The organism is Brevibacillus sp. HB1.2 (genome assembly GCF_013332495.1).
In the GTDB taxonomy this organism is placed as follows: Bacteria; Bacillota; Bacilli; order Brevibacillales; family Brevibacillaceae; genus Brevibacillus; species Brevibacillus porteri.
Genome location: NZ_JABMIU010000009.1, coordinates 157,253 through 173,324, shown reverse-complemented (window position 1 = coordinate 173,324; position 16,072 = coordinate 157,253). Strand labels below are relative to the sequence as shown.

General features: G+C 49.7%; 13 protein-coding genes. 11 read left to right on the top strand and 2 right to left on the bottom strand.

The window, feature by feature from the left end; all coding sequences use genetic code 11:
* The first annotated feature begins 159 nt into the window (after positions 1–159).
* The 7 genes from HPY28_RS20295 to cysC are packed head-to-tail and all read left to right on the top strand — an operon-like array spanning position 160 to position 6,968.
* On the top strand, positions 160–972 hold the full coding sequence (locus HPY28_RS20295) for a sirohydrochlorin chelatase (protein ID WP_017250548.1): 813 nt from the start codon (positions 160–162) through the stop codon (positions 970–972).
* Positions 938–2,554, top strand: coding sequence for a nitrite/sulfite reductase (locus tag HPY28_RS20290; RefSeq protein WP_174231275.1), 1,617 nt, complete (start codon positions 938–940; stop codon positions 2,552–2,554). The genes HPY28_RS20295 and HPY28_RS20290 overlap by 35 nt, the downstream gene beginning before the upstream one ends.
* 38 nt (positions 2,555–2,592) lie before the next feature.
* Complete coding sequence (locus HPY28_RS20285) at positions 2,593–2,829, top strand: DUF3906 family protein (protein ID WP_173623725.1); 237 nt, start codon at positions 2,593–2,595, stop codon at positions 2,827–2,829.
* 56 nt (positions 2,830–2,885) lie between these two features.
* Positions 2,886–4,406, top strand: coding sequence for a uroporphyrinogen-III C-methyltransferase (cobA, locus tag HPY28_RS20280; protein WP_174231274.1), 1,521 nt, complete (start codon positions 2,886–2,888; stop codon positions 4,404–4,406).
* Positions 4,407–4,421: 15 nt separating this feature from the next.
* Positions 4,422–5,138, top strand: a complete 717-nt coding sequence (locus HPY28_RS20275) for a phosphoadenylyl-sulfate reductase (RefSeq protein ID WP_174231273.1) — start codon at positions 4,422–4,424, stop codon at positions 5,136–5,138.
* A 42-nt stretch (positions 5,139–5,180) separates the two neighbouring features.
* Positions 5,181–6,323, top strand: coding sequence for a sulfate adenylyltransferase (gene sat, locus HPY28_RS20270; RefSeq protein ID WP_173623723.1), 1,143 nt, complete (start codon positions 5,181–5,183; stop codon positions 6,321–6,323).
* A 39-nt stretch (positions 6,324–6,362) separates the two neighbouring features.
* A complete protein-coding gene (gene cysC, locus HPY28_RS20265) occupies positions 6,363–6,968 on the top strand; it encodes an adenylyl-sulfate kinase (RefSeq protein WP_017250542.1) in 606 nt (201 codons plus the stop codon).
* Between the two features lie 63 nt (positions 6,969–7,031).
* Here cysC and HPY28_RS20260 read toward each other — a convergent pair whose 3' ends face one another.
* Positions 7,032–8,306, bottom strand: coding sequence for a hypothetical protein (locus tag HPY28_RS20260; RefSeq protein ID WP_017250541.1), 1,275 nt, complete (start codon positions 8,304–8,306; stop codon positions 7,032–7,034).
* Between HPY28_RS20260 and HPY28_RS20255 the strand changes: the two genes are divergently transcribed.
* Positions 8,305–11,499, top strand: coding sequence for a DNA translocase FtsK (locus HPY28_RS20255; RefSeq protein WP_483297554.1), 3,195 nt, complete (start codon positions 8,305–8,307; stop codon positions 11,497–11,499). The genes HPY28_RS20260 and HPY28_RS20255 overlap by 2 nt on opposite strands.
* A 111-nt stretch (positions 11,500–11,610) precedes the next feature.
* Positions 11,611–12,006: a hypothetical protein gene (locus tag HPY28_RS20250; RefSeq protein WP_026043245.1), complete on the top strand. Its 396-nt coding sequence runs from the start codon at positions 11,611–11,613 to the stop codon at positions 12,004–12,006.
* Positions 12,007–12,062: 56 nt separating this feature from the next.
* On the opposite strand, the gene HPY28_RS20245 is transcribed toward HPY28_RS20250, so the two are convergent.
* Positions 12,063–13,601 (bottom strand): glycosyl hydrolase family 28-related protein, encoded by a 1,539-nt coding sequence (locus tag HPY28_RS20245; protein ID WP_174231272.1) that lies wholly within the window; start codon positions 13,599–13,601, stop codon positions 12,063–12,065.
* A 193-nt stretch (positions 13,602–13,794) separates the two neighbouring features.
* Between HPY28_RS20245 and HPY28_RS20240 the strand changes: the two genes are divergently transcribed.
* Both HPY28_RS20240 and HPY28_RS20235 read left to right on the top strand, forming a co-directional pair.
* On the top strand, positions 13,795–14,778 hold the full coding sequence (locus tag HPY28_RS20240) for an NAD-dependent epimerase (RefSeq protein ID WP_017250537.1): 984 nt from the start codon (positions 13,795–13,797) through the stop codon (positions 14,776–14,778).
* Positions 14,771–16,051 carry a nucleotide sugar dehydrogenase gene (locus tag HPY28_RS20235; protein WP_026043244.1) on the top strand — a complete coding sequence of 427 codons (1,281 nt, stop codon included), beginning with the start codon at positions 14,771–14,773 and terminating at the stop codon, positions 16,049–16,051. The genes HPY28_RS20240 and HPY28_RS20235 overlap by 8 nt, the downstream gene beginning before the upstream one ends.
* The last annotated feature ends 21 nt before the right edge of the window (positions 16,052–16,072 follow it).

Sequence of the window (16,072 nt, the reverse complement as noted above, 5' to 3'; positions counted from 1 at the left end):
ACGTTGCAAGCAGCCGCACGAGATAGCGGTTGCTTTTTTATTATGTTCAAGTGGAATATTGATTTTGTTATTTGTTATTGACGGAGCAATCCATCCCAATTATAATTCCGAGTAAACATATATGAATTACAAAATAAGTTTGGATAAGGGGATTATCCGATGGCGAAAACAGCGGTTTTGGTAATTGCTCACGGTTCACCCGATCCTGACTGGTTGACATTGGTGGAATCAGCCGTTTGGCAGTGCCGCACTGATTTGCCAATTCGGGTAGCTTACTTGGGAGGAGTGGAAGGACGAAGCATCAGCGAGGAAGTGAAACGTCTGGAAGCATCAGGAGCGACAACGATTGTCGTCGTTCCGCTATTCGCTACGGCAGGAAGCAATCACGTAGGGGAAATCCGCGCGATGCTTGGACTAGACCCATGGCCGACAGGAGAGACAGACCTGATTCGCGTTCCGGTTCAGGCAAGAATTCTCTGGTGTCCGCCATTGGAGGATCACGGAAATGTCGAGCAGATCGTGGCAGAACGAATCGCAAGTCTATCACGCTTACCTAGTCAGGAGGCTTTGTTGCTCGTCGGGCACGGCAGTGACTTGCCTGGATGTCATGAACGGTGGGAAAAGCTGCTCTTGCGTCTGACATTCCGCTTGCAAAACCGCTATGCATTTGCCGCTGCCGGATATGCGACACTGAGGCCCGATACTCTGTACGATCAAGCCTGTTCACTGGCACAAAAAGGGGATGTCCTCGTGCTTCCTCTGTTCGTCAGCCAGGGCTATTTCACGCGACAAGTAATCCCGAAACGACTTGCGGGCTTGGCTTATCGCTATGAGGGCAGTGCGTACTTGCCCCACCCCCTGATTGCGGACTGGATGAGCCAATCGATTCGAATGGCATTGGTAACTGACATCTTCTCACAAAGGAGCATGTACGAGCATGGCAGAGAGAAAGCAGTGGAAGTGGGCTGCTGATCCATCCCTCAACAAAATGGAGTTTACGAAGCTGGAAAAAGACGGTCTGGATGTCATCGAAACGATCGTAAACACCTATTCCAAAGAAGGCTTCGCATCGATTGAATCTTCTGACATGGATCGATTTAAATGGGCAGGCATCTATCAGCAGCGACCAAAGAACGGCCACTTCATGATGCGCGTGCGCATACCTGGAGGCATTTTGAGCAGCGAACAAGCTCGGGTGCTCGCCAACATCGCGGAAGATTATGGACGTGATCTGGTGGATGTAACCACACGTCAGGCCGTGCAATTTCACTGGCTCACGGTAGAATCGCTCGCTGACATTTTTGATCGGCTCGCCTCTGTGGGACTATCCTCTTTTGAAGCATGTGGAGACTGCCCGCGGCAAATCATGGGGAACCCACTGGCAGGAATTGATCCCAATGAAGTGCTGGATACGCGTCTCATCGTAGCGGAGCTGGAAAAATTCTTCTTGCTCAATCGTGACTTCTCCAATCTGCCACGCAAGTACAAAATATCGCTTTCTGCCAATATTCATAACGTTGCGCATGCGCAAATCAACGATCTGGCTTTTACTCCGGCTAAAAAAGTCATGGCTGGCGAGGAAGTAATCGGCTTTCATGTATGGGTAGGTGGCGGCTTGTCAGCGAAGCCATACTTGGCGAAGCAACTGGATGTGTTCGTTCGACCAGAGGAGGTCGTCAAAGTGGCGGCAGGAGTTACGACTCTGTTCCGCGATTTCGGCTACCGTCAAAAACGTACCCATGCCCGTCTTAAGTTCTTGGTCGCTGACTGGGGACCGGAAAAGTTCAAGGAGCAATTAATAGAGCTGGTTGGAGAGCTTGAGCCGGGTGGTATCGATTTAACCTCGGGCTGGAATGGTGGATACTTTTACGGCATTCACGAGCAGCGCCAAGCAGGACTATATTACGCAGGCTTGTCTGTTCCCGTTGGACGAATGAATGCAGGGGAGCTAAATGAAGCTGCCCGTCTGGCAGACGAATATGGCGATGGAACGATTGGCACCTGTAACACCCAAAATGTCCTGATACGCAACATTCCCGAAGCGAAGGTCGCAGCTTTCCGCAATGAGCCGATAATTGTGAACCGTTTCAAATTGCAGCCCAATACGTTTGTCGGGTATGCCGTATCGTGCACAGGTACGGAATATTGCAATCTGGCTATCGTGGAGACCAAGGAGCGGATGCGTTCGCTGGCTCAATATTTGGATGATACGGTCGTTCTCGAAACGCCGCTGCGCATTCATATGATCGGTTGTCCGAATTCTTGCGGTCAGCGCCAAATTGCGGATATCGGCCTGCAAGGCGCACTGGTCAAGACATCGAACGGAATGGTAGAGGCGTTTGACATCTACGTAGGTGGGACACTGGAGGAACCGCAATTCAACCGCAAGCTCAACGCGCGGATTACTGTGGACAGACTCGGTCCGTTCCTTGCCCAATTGATCACGCTGTACAAGGCGGATCGTCAGGAAGGCGAACCATACTGGCGCTATGTGGAACGGGTAGGACTTTCCCATATCCAAGCACAGGTTGACTCCATTCTGCAACCAGCGTAATACAGATGCGGGTATAGCCAGGTTAAGGGGGGCATGTCATGGCAGAGGAAACAGAGAGCTACCTTTACAAGCTGGAAGCCGTGCTAGAGGAAGGTCGATTACTGACGGTTGTGGTCATCGCCAAAACGGATGAGCGAGCCTTCACTTCAGCCGAGAACAATCTTTTGCGACATACGATAGTGCCACCTCGTATCAGAGAGCTGAGCTTGGTTGAAAAGAAGCCGTTCGGACGCCAAGGAGTCGGGTACGTAGTGGAAACCTCTACGTTTACTTAAATATGGCGAGGGCTCTTCCTGTGAAGGAACCAAGCAGCAAGGAGGACGGATTCGTAATGAACACAGGCAGAGTCGTTTTTGTCGGAGCAGGGCCTGGTGACCCCAAGCTGCTGACGATTCGCGGCATGGAGTCGCTTCGTCTTGCGGATGTGATTGTGTACGATCGCCTAGCAAGCCCGCAGCTTCTCTCGTACGCAAAAAAGGGAGCCACCCTCATCTATTGCGGGAAAGAGGCGGATCATCATACATTGCCGCAAGAAGAGATCAACCTCCTGCTCATCCGGGAAGCTCAAAAAGGGAAATATGTCGTTCGACTGAAAGGCGGGGACCCGAGTATGTTCGGGCGGGTAGGAGAGGAAGCACAGATGTGCCGTGACCATTCTATTCCGTTTGAGATCGTCCCAGGGATTACTTCCGGGATGGCTGCTCCGCTCTATGCGGGGATTCCGCTGACTCATCGTGACTACAACTCTTCCGTCGCTTTTGTCACCGGTCACTTGTGTGAAAAAAATGCGGGAAAGGAACCGGACTGGGCTGCCCTTGCCTCGATGGAAACGTTGGTCATCTACATGGGTGTGAAAAATCTGCCTCGCATCAGGGAGCGCCTTCTTGCGCATGGAAAAGACGTCCATACGCCCGTTGCTCTCGTGCGCTGGGGGACGGTGCGTGAGCAGGAGACGTTGATCGGCAAGCTTGGGACGATAGATAAGGAAGTCGAGCAGGCTCGTTTTGCCGCACCCGCTATCATTATTGTTGGTGAGGTTGTTCGTCTGCGAGAATCGCTGAATTGGTACGAATCTCGCCCCTTGTTCGGACAACGAGTAGCCGTTGCAGGAAGAACAAGCGATGAAGGAAATAGCGAGCTCGTAATTGCATTGGAGCAGTTGGGCGCCGAAGTCCTACCGATTCCTTTGATCAAACGCTGCACGTTTGACACACCATTGACAGAGCTAGCCACTTATCGTTGGCTCGTCTTCGAGAATGAGCAGCAAGTATTCTTTTTTACTTCTGCCTTGCGACAACAGCGTTTTGATGTACGGCGCTTGACGAGCAAGCTGGCTGTTTGTGGGCAACTGGCTTTTGAGGCTTTCGAGAAACGGGGGATATATCCGGACTTGGTGCTGGATGAGAACACATCACTGCTCGCATTCCCTGACCTGCTTGCCTTGGAAAAAGAAGAGCAGGTACTCTACATAGGGGCAAGGAAGCCGCAAAGAATCACGTTGGGCCACGGCAAGGTGATTCAAGTGATCCAAGCAGGCACAGTGGAATGGGATGAGAAGCACCTCGGTGCGAAAGAGGCAGGATTGTCATTTGATTGGCTAGCGACGGATGACGCTCATACGCTGTCAGCGCTGGCGCAATTCGTCGGCAATGCCTGGTCAAAGACACCGATCGTATGTGTCGGGAAGGAAACAGCAGCTGCGGCGAGAGAAATGGGCTGGCAAACCGTGAGCAGCCATGAAGATAAAGCGATCCATGTAAATGAGCTCATGGCGTGGCGCGACCATGCCAAGCGTGGGCAGACGCTTGTCTTGTCGACGACTAGTTCGCAGGAAGGATCGTACGCTGAATGATCAAGGAGGGGGCACATGAGCCAGCTAAATTTTGCGACAGCTACAGAGGAACAACTCGCTTCCATCAATAATAGTCTCGCAAAGGGCGACACCATAGATGTAATCAGATGGGCCTACCAAACGTTTTCAGATGATTTGATTTATTCTTGTAGCTTTGGGGCCGAGGCCATGGTGCTGCTCGATATGATCAGTGGAATAAAAAAGGATGCCAAGGTCACTTTTTTGGATACGAATCTCCACTTTTCCGAGACGTACAGCTTGATTGAGCAGGTGAGAGCGAGGTATCCTGCGTTGCGGATAACGGTCAAGCAGCCGGACATCACGCTGGCACAGCAGGCAGACCTCCATGGCGAAGAATTGTGGAGCAGGCAGCCGGATATGTGTTGCCATATCCGCAAAGTACAGCCGATGGAAAGTGTGCTGACCGGAGCGGTTGCATGGTTGTCAGGACTACGCAGAGAGCAGTCGGCCACGAGAGCGAATGTCGATTTTATCAATCGCGATGAAAAATTCCAGTCGCTAAAAATCTGCCCGCTCATTCATTGGAAGTCGGAGGAAGTATGGCAGTACATTCGGGCATTTGAATTGCCGTACAACCCACTTCACGACCAGAGCTATCCGAGCATCGGCTGCGCTCCTTGTACTCGTCCTGTAAAAGAGGGCGAGGATTCGAGAGCAGGGCGCTGGGCGCAAGCAGGGAAAACGGAATGTGGCTTGCATCTCGCAAGGTAACGAAAAAGAGAAGAACAAACCAAGGATAGGAGGGGCTTTTGTATGAGTGGGAAACCTCACGGGGGAGAGCTGGTAAACCGTTTTGATCCACAGGCAGACCTGTCGGTGACTACGCATGAGGTAGAGATAGATGCATTTGCACTCGCAGATCTGGAGTTAATCGGGATTGGGGGCTACAGTCCGCTTGAGGGATTTTTGAATCGTGCGGATTATATTTCTGTCGTAGAGCAGATGCGACTGGTAGATGGTACCGTTTGGAGCATTCCGATTACGCTTCCGGTCTCGACCACTGTCGCAGGAGCCTTGCAGATTGGAGACAAGGTGCGGTTGAGCCATCAAGGTTCGGTCTATGGCATTCTTGCGATCACCGATATTTATTCACCTGACAAGGAGCGTGAAGCCCGGCTCGTCTATGGTACCGACGATACGAATCATCCTGGGGTGAAAAAACTACTGGAGCGTCCCGCCGTTTATTTGGCTGGCCCCATTACGTTGGTAAGGCGCGCCGAAAAAGGTCGCTTTGCCAGCTATCACTACGATCCGGCACAAACGAGAGAAAGATTTGCCGAGAAGGGCTGGAAAACGATTGTCGGCTTTCAGACGCGCAACCCAGTCCACCGCGCGCATGAATACATCCAGAAGTCAGCACTCGAAATCGTCGACGGTCTCTTTTTGAATCCTCTAGTGGGCGAAACGAAGGCAGATGATATCCCAGCGGATGTGCGGATGAACAGTTATCAGGTATTGCTGGAAAAATACTATCCGGCTACCCGGGTAGAGTTGGCCGTGTTCCCAGCTGCGATGCGTTATGCAGGACCGCGGGAAGCGATTTTTCACGCACTGGTGAGGAAGAATTACGGCTGCACTCATTTTATTGTAGGTCGGGACCACGCGGGTGTTGGCAACTATTACGGGACGTACGATGCCCAGCATATTTTCCGCCAGTTCCAGCCAGAGGAGCTAGGGATTACGCCATTATTTTTCGAGAACAGCTTTTATTGTAAGAGCTGCGAAAACATGGCCTCTACCAAAACATGCCCGCATGATAGTGAACATCATGTCGCGCTGTCCGGAACAAAAGTGAGGGAAATGCTGGCGCGCGGGGAGGCTCCGCCACCTGAATTTAGCCGTCCTGAGGTCGCGCTGGTCTTGATCGAAGGGATGCGACCGGTGTCCGTATCATAATCGGCTAGAAGAAAGCGGTTGTAAGAGAGGAGAGAGACAATGAGTAGAGAGGGCACCGCGAATATCGTATGGCATCCAACGACGGTAACCAAACAAGACCGTCAAAAGCGTGCAGGCCACAAAAGCTGTGTCTTATGGTTTACGGGGCTGTCTGGTTCGGGTAAATCGACGTTGGCTAATGCAGTCGAACACGAATTGCATCAAAGAGGACTAGCCAGTTACGTACTGGATGGTGACAATATACGTCACGGCTTAAACCGCGGATTGGGGTTTGGGGCAGAGGACAGACGGGAAAATATTCGCCGAATTGGCGAGGTCGCGAAGCTGTTCGTAGATGCAGGCTTGATTACCTTGACGGCATTTATCTCTCCTTATCGGGAAGACCGGGAGCTTGCGCGTAATCTGGTAGAGGCAGGAGAATTCATCGAGGTATACGTAAAATGTTCATTGGATGAGTGTGAGCGCCGAGATGTGAAGGGACTATACCAAAAAGCGAGAAGTGGAGAGATTGGTCAGTTTACGGGGATTTCAGCACCGTATGAAGAGCCTGTTCAAGCGGAACTGGTCATTGAAAGCGACAAGCAGACAATTGAAGAATCTGTCCAGAGTGTCCTTACATACCTGGAAGAGCAGCAAATTCTCTAGTTTTATGGGGATGTAAAAAAGCACGACGCGAGAGGCGCCGTGCTTTCTTCGTGAGGAAAAATATTACTTCGTAGTGGTCGCTGCTTCTTCAGCTTCCAGATCCTCAGTCAATTCTTCCATCCATTTTTGTTGATCAACCATGCTTTCAGCGATTGGACGAACAAAGCCTTTGTCGCTAAAGCTGTTGATTGCTTTTTCATCTTTCACCAGCTGTTCTACAGTCAGACCAGCATCTTTTGCTGGCGCATTGAACTTGGTTGCTTTTCCGAAGTTGTATGCATATTGATCAGCAGCCAGACCGATTGTCACTGCTTGCTTCATTTCAGGAGCTTGGAAAGTTACGCTCAGATCGCTTGTTTGTTTCACAGGCATTTTGTTGCTGTCGATGTAGAAGTCGAGGTTCCAAGCGAGCTTGTGGAAGCCTTCTTTTTTCATTTCTTCTACGATTTTTTCAGGTGTGTAAACTTTACCTGTTTCTTCCAGCCATTTTTTCGCTTCAGCCATGCCTTCGTTGACCATTGCTTCTGCAGTTGCACGCTTCTCAGCTTCTGTAGTTTTCTTGCCCAGTTCTGGATACAGATCTTCTGTCATGGAAGTGGTCAGTACCATCATATCGATCGCAAAATCTTTTACTTCTTTGCTAGCTACTGCATCGTTAGCTGTGAAGAAGAACATTTTCACGAGTTCTTTTGCGTCGATTTTTACAGTTACGTGAGTCGCTTCTACTTTTTCACCGTTCGGCAATGTAACGGATTGTTTGCCATGGTTTTTCGCGTCTGTCAATGTATAGCCATATTTACTTACATACTTTTTAACAAAGTTGAAAGTAAGGTCGTTCATTTTGTCTTGGTAGTCTTTCAGCTTCGCAGCGTTAGCAGCATCGGAGCCGCCAAACTCAGCCATGAAAGGATTGGATGCGCTCGAATCGATTACCAAGTACTTGCTGTCCAGTGGAGACTTCACGTAGACTTTATCTTCGTCAACGATCGTTTCAACAGATGCTTTTTTGTCACCTGTCCACAGCTTGTTGTCGCGCAGGAGTTTGTCGTCTTTAACTTCTACTTCAAACTTCACAGTATCCATATCCAGCTGGGAGCCTTTTACTGTTACGCCTGCTTTCAAAGCGGACAACAACGCCGTTCCTTCTTTGTCAGCCGTTTCTCCGAATGCTTCAGGCAATTTCTCAACGTCGCCTGTCAGCTTCAAGGAGCCTTCAAAATCATAGTTTGGCTTTTCAATTGTCGCTACGATAGAATCACGCACCAGGGATGCCTCGCCAGCACAACCGGTCAGCAATACTGTACCTGCTACCAGAAGGGCGCTTCCTTTTTTCCACATGATGTGTTCCTCCCCTATGTATATTATTTTTTATTCCCCTCTTCTTCTACGCACAAATAGAGAAAAGGTTTCGCAAAAACGGAAAAAAATCACAATCCAGCTAATTCTGCCCCATTTTCGTGGTAAGATGAAGGGGAAAAGATGGTTAGTGAAGAAAGGGCGTTGCAACATGTGGTCGTGGCTTCAAAAGCTGATGAACTTTTTTCAGGGAGAAAGAGAAGAAGAAATAGAGGAAGAAGGCCGTCCAGTAGGTACCGGTAACCCAACAGGTAATCCCGTTCCCCGTCAGCCTCAGCCTCAGGCGAAAACAAAAAGCATCTACCCAAAAGAACGGGTAAGCAATCGAGATATAGAAGACAATGTGCGTCAAAGAAGAGAGCGTCAGTTTCGTTTTCCAGTTGTCCCGGATGACTATTTGGACAAGAAGCGTAATCATAGCGTAAATCCTGCCGAATCGAATGAACGCAGTCGTCAGCAGGCACCTCGTGAGAGATTCGAGCCCAAGCGTGAAACGGTGCGGCCAGGAAATGATCGTGTGCTGGAAACAAAGACAGAGCCTGTTTTCGAGAAAAAGAAACCTGAGCTTGTCAAAAACAACATCGAGATACCGCAGCGTCCAAACCGTACGCCGCAAAAAGAAGCGGAAAAAGTAACGAGACCCGTTTTTTCTACAGAAGAAAAGCGTGCCTACCAGCCGTCTGAAATCGTTTCCCCTGTTTATGGGAAGATAACCCCCGCGACGCGCGAGGCAGAGCATCGGATTCATACGACTGCGGGAATCATATATCCGCGTCTGGAGCAAGAAGAGCATTTGCAGCAGGTGAAGCAGTGGGAACAAGAGATGAGCGAGCGGTATTTTCCAGAGGAGCAAGAGACTGCTTCTTTTGAGCAAAATGAACCGCAGCATGTTGTTGGAGATGAATCTATACATAACGAAAGAGAAGAGACTGCTTCGGAGTCTGCTATGGCAGAAGCTCTTGATTCAGAACGAGAGGTTGTTGCTTCCATACAAATGGAAGAGACGGTAGCAGAAGAAATAGCAGGGAAAATGATAGATACGGAGTTGCAAGCTACGGATCTGCAAGATTCTGATGTTGATGCTTTTGAGCCAAAAGGCGAAGAGATTGTAGCTCGGGAGAATGAGGAAGAAGAGGCACAAACTGAAGAGATAGAACTCGCAGAATCAATGGCCGAAGAGAAGGAATCGGAGTCTATTGGGCAACCAGAACCGACAGACTACTCTCAAACGATGGAAGAGCGACTAGCCCATGAGGAAGCCGAGCATAGATTGATCACTACACGCAGTGCGGTTGTGCAGGTGGAGAGCGAGAATGATGGCGATCACGTGGAGTCTCCTTCTGCTGGGGAGGAGAATCAAGAAGACGCAACAGAGCTAGAGAGCGATGGCCTTGAAGAGCCTGCCTATGCATCTGCAATTAGCAGATTGCTAGAAAGGGCAGAAGTAGATTCACCACAGGAGCTCAGTTCAGCAGAAGTGGGTTCGGTTTCCGAAGATACGCCAGAGCAAACAGAGCCAACTGAACCTGAATCTATTGTTCAACAAATTGTGGAACCAGTTGTGGAATCTGTAGAACCGATTGTAGAACCAGTTGCTGAATCCGTTGCAGAAACCATACCAGAATCCGTTCCAGTCTCTGTCCCTGCTGCATCCGCTGCACAGCCCGTGAACATGTCTCAGGTATCCATGACGAAGCAACCTGCGTCTGCTCCGGTAAAAGACTCGTCCACTGAAGCTGACCAAGGAGCAGAGTCAGCACAGCCGCCATACGACTTGCCGGATTTGGGACTGTTGAATCCGAGCCCGCCGGTTAGCGATGACGACGATGAGCATACCCAAATTCAAAAGCTGTTATTGGAAGAGACGCTCGCGAATTTCAATGTCAGCGCTCAGGTAGTAGGGATTGTCAAAGGTCCATCCGTGACACGCTTTGAGCTGCAACCGGCTCCCGGCGTAAAAGTGAACAAGATTACGGGATTGATTGACGATATCAAACTGAATTTAGCTGCCAAAGACATTCGCATCGAGGCACCGATTCCAGGTCGCAATGCCATCGGAATCGAAGTCCCGAATATGTCCAGCCAGCCTGTATTAATCGAAAAGATCATCAGCTCAGACAAGTTTCAGGAGCATTCCTCTCCGCTGGCGGTCGCACTCGGTATGGACATCGGCGGAGAGCCGATTATTGCGGATATTAAAAAGATGCCGCACGGTTTGATTGCCGGCTCGACAGGCTCAGGTAAAAGTGTCTGCATCAACTCTATCATCGTCAGTCTGCTTTACAAGGCGACTCCTGAGCAGGTGCGATTGCTCTTGATCGATCCGAAAATGGTGGAGCTCGCCCCTTACAATCATTTGCCGCATCTGGTTACGCCGGTCGTGACGGAGGCCAAGCAAGCAACGGCTTCTCTCAAGTGGGCCGTGGAAGAAATGGAGAAGCGCTATGCGCTGTTCGTAGATGCGGGTGTTCGCGATATTGAACGCTACAATCAGACGACAGATGATCAGCTGCCTTATATCGTAATCATCATCGATGAGCTGGCTGACCTGATGATGGTCTCGCCGCAGGATGTGGAAGATTGCATTATCCGGATCGCTCAGAAGGCACGTGCTTGCGGTATTCATTTGCTTCTGGCGACACAGCGCCCATCCGTAGATGTTATTACCGGAAACATCAAGGCAAACGTACCGACTCGTCTTGCTTTTGCCGTGTTCTCCCAAGTTGACTCACGTACGATTCTCGATCAGTCTGGGGCAGAACGACTGTTGGGTAGAGGGGACATGCTGTTCCTTGAGAGCGGCACGACTCCAGTTCGTCTGCAAGGGAACTTCGTTTCAGATGACGAGATCGAGCGAATTACGCACATGATCAAAAAGCAAAGAAAGCCTGCTTACATTTTCAGCAAAGAAGATTTGGAGCAGCAGGTTGCATCGTTTGACAGCGGAGATGATCCGTTGTATCTAGAAGCGCTCGTGTTCGTGGCCGATCAAGGACAAGCTTCTGCATCTGGATTGCAACGCCGTTTCCGCGTCGGATATAACCGTGCCGCTCGTCTCATCGAAATGATGGAGGCAGATGGGTACGTCGCAGGACAAAGCGGCGGTAAGGCTCGCGCTGTCCTTATTTCCAAGGAGGACGCACAAGCCGTAGTGGAGGGATCGACACTCCTGTAATAAATGAGGGTCTTGCATCGAGCAAGGCCCTTTCTACACGGACGAGTTGCCTAAATATTCAGTAAGGTAGTATGCTATAGGATAGATGTGAGATGGAAAGGAACGATGACGATGAATCCGCTGGCGAAAAAGTATCAGGAGATTGACGACAAAATTGTCTTGTTCAATGAAGAGTATTATTTGAGCGTGGAAAAAATCGACATTACCGCAATGACGCTGGAAAAAAGGGAGTCTCTCTTTAACCAGCTGTACGATTTCGACAGTTCGGATATGGAACTGGAGATCGATGTCTCCGAGGAAGAAAAGGGCGTTTGGTACCTGCAATTACTCGTACCGCATGTATTGACGTTGCCTGAGGCTGCCAAAAGACGCATCGAAAATGGAACCAATCAACTCACCCAGCATTTGAGTGAACAGGCAGATGAGCTCGTGAGAACGCAATTGCTCGGGGAAGAAATTTATACCTATGTAAAACGCTACAATCCGGATTTGGAGCGTATTGCCTAATAACAAACATCCATCTATCCCACAACGAGGGGCAAGATGGATGTTTTTCATTCCCCTTAGCTTTTGGCCGTTTTGGTCGTTAGCCAGGTGCAGGCAGTTTTATTTGTCGTAATCGCAATCCATTCGCATGGTTGATTGTTTACAGGAGTGATCAAGCGCAGTGTATCGCCTTTGAGACCGCCGTATTTGACGGAGGCGCTGGGGGCTGTTGCGACATACACCACACGTTCGTTGATGGAAACAGTTGGGATAAAGGTAGAGTTTTCGGATTTGTAGCCGCTAGTGAGGGAAACAGGAACAGGGAGGTTTTTCATGGAGAGGGTTATTTTATCCGAAGACTTGTGATAAAACATTTTTCCAGTAACCTGGCTGAAGTCGCCACCATCCACGGTGACTACCAATGGGTACGTTCCGGTGCCGAAGAGCATGATCGCGTGATCAGAACCGGAATAACGGTTATTGATGAGGGAGACATTTCCGCAGCGGTTCAACGAAATGTTTTGGGTCAACCGAGGGTCAAACGAACAGTCTCTCACGGTAACTTGTCTTTCGGCGAGTACATCCCATGGCTCCAAGCTCAAGGCATAGCCGCCGATGGAAGTAGCTGTATCGTTGGCCTCGAAGCTGCAGCCATCAAATACAAGACCTACATCCGAATAATCCACGGTCAGACCGGTACCAACCGTCTTTGTACTTCCTTGTGCGGTCGTATGCAATACCCAGCGACAGTTGCTGAAGGTCATGTTTTTCATAAAGTTCACCCGATTTTTCTGATCAGGTGCCGTATAAAAAACCGAGGAGCTGATACAGCCTGTCATGCCGGTGAGACTGAAGCTGGCGAGCGAAACAAGCTGACTACCTTGCACGACCATCGGGGAGGACAGATCTCCTTCCAAGTCGAGCTGTTGACGGCAAGAGATATTGCTCAGGTTTACGAACATGGGTGTGGCTCCGTCGAACCCTGCATTGAGCTCGACCTCAAAACGATCACACGCTACATTCGCTGCATTCAGACGCTCCAGGCCACCCGTCACCGTAATATCTGAGCGTGTACGCTTGCGGTTGTCACTGTAAAAATCGGTAATTTGCACAGTGCGGACATAGGAGTTCGTTTCTCCGGCAAAGTAAAAATGGTCGGCGATTCCATCCGTACACCATACTTGTCGTAGCGCTACATAATTGATATAGCTGCTAGGACCGCCACCACGAATGTAGAAATCGGCGCTATGCTCGTAATCGTAAGGATCGGGAGGCAGTGGGTTTGCTCTGGCATTGGAATCAATCTTTAGGTTGGTGACCACAAAAGAATCCGCATCACCATCCGTGGATGTAATCGAGAACAGCCAGCGCCAATCTGCGGCAGTTGAATTGGCTTTCCTTTTTAACACGGAGTAAGGACCGATTCCCAGCATCACTAGGCTTTTTCCTGTCCCCAGGATGACCTCCAGCCTGTTTGGTTCAATGATATAGGTGCCAGCAGGGAAAAACAGAGGAATTTGCAAGTTCAGAGCAGCAGTCAAGGCAGCCTGAATTGCTTGGGTATCATCGGTCACTCCATCCCCCTTTGCTCCGTACGTTTTTACATCAATCCACATAAAAGCATTCTCCTCCAAAAAATGGGTAGACAAGATTGTCTTCTTTTCATTTCATTCAACCATTTCTCAAATGTTGACAACCATTTGGTAAAAAGGGCATGGACTACATAAAAAATGTGTTCCATAAACTTCGGGCAGCCACTGGCATATTTGTCCTAGAACCTCCGTATGAATAAGCAAAGAGGTGGATAGTATGTCGATTTTGGTGACAGGCGCAGCTGGATTTATCGGTTTTCATGTAGCACGACGGCTTTTGGAACAAGGACAGACGGTGTGGGGGGTAGATAATTGCAATGAGTATTATGACCCGGTCTTGAAGAGCAAACGACTGGAAATCCTCCAAGCGTATCCATCATTTCGTTTTTTCAAAGCGGATATTGCAGATCAGAGCAAAATGGACGAGTTGTTCCGAGAAATGGAGCCGGAGATTGTCATTCACTTGGCTGCTCAAGCGGGCGTCAGGTACAGTCTGGAAAATCCTCATGCTTATACGACCTCCAATATCACCGGGTTTCTGAACATTTTGGAAGGGTGCCGACGGTCGAGAGTCAGGCATTTGCTCTACGCATCCTCAAGCTCCGTCTACGGAGGGAATACAAAGCTACCATTTGCTGAGTACGATCCCGTAGATGAGCCGGTCAGCTTGTACGCAGCGACGAAAAAAGCCAATGAACTGATGGCCTATACCTATAGTCATTTATACGGCCTGCCTGCAACGGGACTTCGTTTCTTTACGGTATATGGGCCTTGGGGACGACCCGATATGGCGCTCTATACGTTTACCAAGGCGATTTTGTCGGGAGAGCCTGTCCGCATTTTCAACTACGGCAACATGACAAGGGACTTTACGTATGTGGACGATATCGTCGAAGGGATGCTGCGGCTGATGAATCGAATTCCCCAAAGGGAAGGGGATAAGGCGCCGTATGAGGTGTTCAATATCGGGAATCACCAGCCGATCGATTTACTTACCTTTCTTTCGATTCTGGAAGAGAAGCTGGGTAAAAAGGCTGTTCGCGACTATTTGCCCATCCAGCCGGGGGATGTTCCTGCTACCTATGCGTCAGTGGAAGCTCTGTATGAGGCGACAGGCTTTCGACCGAAAACACCAGTCGATGTAGGGATATCTCGCTTTGTAGACTGGTACGTCAGCTATTATGGTGTGGCTCATGCGTAAAAAAGTGGGTGTAGTAGGTCTTGGATATGTAGGACTGCCTGTCGCGATTGCTTTTGGGCAAGTGCTTCCAGTAGTTGGTTTTGACATAGACGAAAGACGCATACGCAGTCTGGAGGGCGGAATGGATGAAACGGGAGAGATGTCGACGGATGAGCTAAAGCGAGCCAACATCACGTATACAGATGACCCCGCAAGTCTCGCAACGTGCGATTTTATCATCATCACGGTACCCACTCCTGTCGATTCTGCGAAACGGCCCGATATGCGGGCACTCATTTTCGCATCTGAAAGCGTTGGGCAACATCTGACTTCAGGGACCATCGTCGTCTATGAATCGACCGTTTATCCAGGGGCAACAGAAGAAATTTGTATTCCTGTATTGGAACAAGCGTCTGGAAAGCTAGCGGGGACTGATTTTTTCGTCGGTTACTCACCTGAACGAATTAATCCGGGGGATCGGGAACGGAGATTGTCCCAAATCGTCAAGGTCGTTTCAGGGCAAGATCGCCAGACGTGTGAAACGATTGCCGAGATGTATGGGTTGATTGTAGAGGCGGGTATTCACAAAGCGCCTTCGATTCAGGTGGCTGAGGCAGCCAAGGTGATTGAGAACACACAACGCGACATCAATATCGCCTTGATCAATGAGCTCTCGATTATATTTGACCGCTTGGGCATTTCTACGGCAGATGTACTCGAAGCAGCACGGACAAAATGGAATTTCCTCCCTTTCTCTCCGGGACTCGTCGGTGGTCATTGCATTGGCGTCGATCCGTACTATTTGACATACAGGGCGGAGAGTGTGGGTTATCATCCGCAGGTCATACTGGCTGGACGACGGATCAATGACGGAATGGGCAAGTTCGTTGCGACCTCACTCGTGAAGCAAATGATCTGGCAAAATATTGCGATTCAAGGCTCGCGAATTACGATCATGGGCATCACCTTTAAAGAAAACGTGTCGGACATTCGCAATAGTCGGGTCATCGACATTATTCAGGAACTAAAGGAGTTCGGAGTAGAGGTCCAAGTGACAGATGAATTGGCTTGTCCAGAGCGGACGAGAGAGGAATACGGTATTCAATTACGAGAGTGGGAAGACCTGCAGCCTGCCCACGGAATCGTATTGGCCGTACCCCATGAGCGATATCTGCACCTGGGATGGGAGGAGCTTGCAGGGCTCTTGTATCAGGGGCAAGGTGTCATCGCAGACGTGAAAAGCGTGCTAAATCGCGAAACATGCCCGGCAGAAATTAGTCTGTGGCGTTTATGATGACCATTCTTTGAATAACGA

What these genes read in the sequence shown, in the direction of transcription:
- HPY28_RS20260 (WP_017250541.1), bottom strand. Translation starts at nt 8,306, where the DNA reads ATGTGGAAAAAAGGAAGCGCCCTTCTGGTAGCAGGTACAGTATTGCTG.
- HPY28_RS20295 (WP_017250548.1), top strand. Translation starts at nt 160, where the DNA reads ATGGCGAAAACAGCGGTTTTGGTAATTGCTCACGGTTCACCCGATCCT.
- HPY28_RS20275 (WP_174231273.1), top strand. Translation starts at nt 4,422, where the DNA reads ATGAGCCAGCTAAATTTTGCGACAGCTACAGAGGAACAACTCGCTTCC.
- HPY28_RS20235 (WP_026043244.1), top strand. Translation starts at nt 14,771, where the DNA reads ATGCGTAAAAAAGTGGGTGTAGTAGGTCTTGGATATGTAGGACTGCCT.
- cysC (WP_017250542.1), top strand. Translation starts at nt 6,363, where the DNA reads ATGAGTAGAGAGGGCACCGCGAATATCGTATGGCATCCAACGACGGTA.
- HPY28_RS20285 (WP_173623725.1), top strand. Translation starts at nt 2,593, where the DNA reads ATGGCAGAGGAAACAGAGAGCTACCTTTACAAGCTGGAAGCCGTGCTA.
- HPY28_RS20290 (WP_174231275.1), top strand. Translation starts at nt 938, where the DNA reads ATGGCAGAGAGAAAGCAGTGGAAGTGGGCTGCTGATCCATCCCTCAAC.
- HPY28_RS20255 (WP_483297554.1), top strand. Translation starts at nt 8,305, where the DNA reads ATGATGTGTTCCTCCCCTATGTATATTATTTTTTATTCCCCTCTTCTT.
- sat (WP_173623723.1), top strand. Translation starts at nt 5,181, where the DNA reads ATGAGTGGGAAACCTCACGGGGGAGAGCTGGTAAACCGTTTTGATCCA.
- HPY28_RS20250 (WP_026043245.1), top strand. Translation starts at nt 11,611, where the DNA reads ATGAATCCGCTGGCGAAAAAGTATCAGGAGATTGACGACAAAATTGTC.
- cobA (WP_174231274.1), top strand. Translation starts at nt 2,886, where the DNA reads ATGAACACAGGCAGAGTCGTTTTTGTCGGAGCAGGGCCTGGTGACCCC.
- HPY28_RS20245 (WP_174231272.1), bottom strand. Translation starts at nt 13,601, where the DNA reads ATGTGGATTGATGTAAAAACGTACGGAGCAAAGGGGGATGGAGTGACC.
- HPY28_RS20240 (WP_017250537.1), top strand. Translation starts at nt 13,795, where the DNA reads ATGTCGATTTTGGTGACAGGCGCAGCTGGATTTATCGGTTTTCATGTA.